1 protein-coding gene and 1 pseudogene are annotated in these 1436 nt (G+C 56.1%); both read left to right on the top strand.

Features of this window, described 5'->3' with window-relative positions; translation table 11 throughout:
* On the top strand, nt 1-1077 hold a 1077-nt coding region (locus NKH43_RS35185), incomplete at its 5' end, for an MmgE/PrpD family protein (protein ID WP_352862058.1).
* A gap of 172 nt (nt 1078-1249) precedes the next feature.
* Nucleotides 1250-1436, top strand: a pseudogene (locus tag NKH43_RS35190) (transposase); the annotation flags it as partial.

Below are 1436 nucleotides of genomic sequence, written 5' to 3' on the forward strand. Positions count from 1 at the left end.
GACGTGCCGCCGGCGCTGGCACTCGCCGAACGTGACCCTTCGATCAGCGGAAGCGAATTACTGTCGGCCATTGCGACCGCTATGGATCTGCATATTCGTCTTACCCTTAGCCTCACAACCCAGTCCATAGATACAGGTCGAGACAATATGGTCGCTGTCTGGGGCACCACCGCGGTTAGCGCCAAGTTGCTGCGGCTTGATGAAGAGAAAACCCGCAATGCATTTGGGATTGCTTATGCACATGCCGCCGGCGAAGCCCAGATGTATGTAGAATCTGCCCACAGTCTGTCGCTGCAGCAGGGACTTCGAGCTCGATCAGGGATTGAGTCGGCACTTTCAGCTATGGTCGGATTTACTGGCCCGCGGGAGCCGTTCTTCGGGAAGTATGGATTTTACAAAGCTTTCGAGACTGATAACGACGTCAATATGATAACCGATAACCTCGGGTCTCAATATGTGAACGCTTCGATAAGCTTCAAGCCTTGGCCCTCTTGCAGAGCTACGCATCACGGGATCGATGGGCTGTTGCAATTGCGCAAGATACACAATTTTACAGGTGACGACGTTATTTCCATTGAGCTCGGACTGAACCATCTTGCCGACCAAGCCGTAGCTCAGCCGCGTGACAAAAAGTGGGATCCAAGAGACCCAGTGGTGGCGCGCTTCAGCTTGCCTTACGTCGTTGCTGTTGCCGCACAGCATGGCAGAGTTGCCATCGGAGACATGCTTCCTAAAGCGTTTATTGACCCAGCGGTGCGTAGGATCATGGCTGTCACAAAGGTTGAGGTCGATCCAGAAATCGATCGGACCAACGGTCGGCATGGGAATTCGCCGACAACAGTGAAGGTGAAGCTAAGGGGTGGGGCAGAACATTTCATTCGTATCGACAAGCCATTCGGACATCCGGAAAATTGCGCGTCGCTTGTCGATGGAATGCGAAAGCTTAAGGATTGCGCCGAGATGTCGGCGTTTCCATTCTCCAGTAAGAAGCTGGAATTGATCGGGGAGTTCATCGATGAACTTCATAAGCAGCCCACCTTGGCACCGCTATTCAAACTGCTGGTTGGGGGGAAGTAGCGCTCGGCGCCTTTTGGGGTCGTGTCCCATCAGGTGGTGTAGCTCGGCGGTACCAAGCCGCTCGCGAGCGCGCCGTTAGTAGCGCTGTAGCGAGTGAGCGGCGTGTCGGTGGTCATCGGCGCTTTCCGGTAAGGTTTGGTTGTTGACGCCAACCCATTTGGAAGGACCACCGATGACCGACGACATGATGAACCTGCGCACGCTCGTGGAGAAGACCCGGATGCCGATCTGCTGCGCGAGATGATCGGCTTTGCCGCCGAGCGGCTGATGGAAATGGAGGTGGGCGCGGCCACCGGCGCCGCCTATGGCGAGAAGAACCCGCTTCGTCTCGCCCAGCGCAACGGCTACCGGGAACGCGA

It is taken from the genome of Mesorhizobium sp. M1163, from assembly GCF_040318415.1.
Taxonomy (GTDB): domain Bacteria; phylum Pseudomonadota; class Alphaproteobacteria; order Rhizobiales; family Rhizobiaceae; genus Mesorhizobium.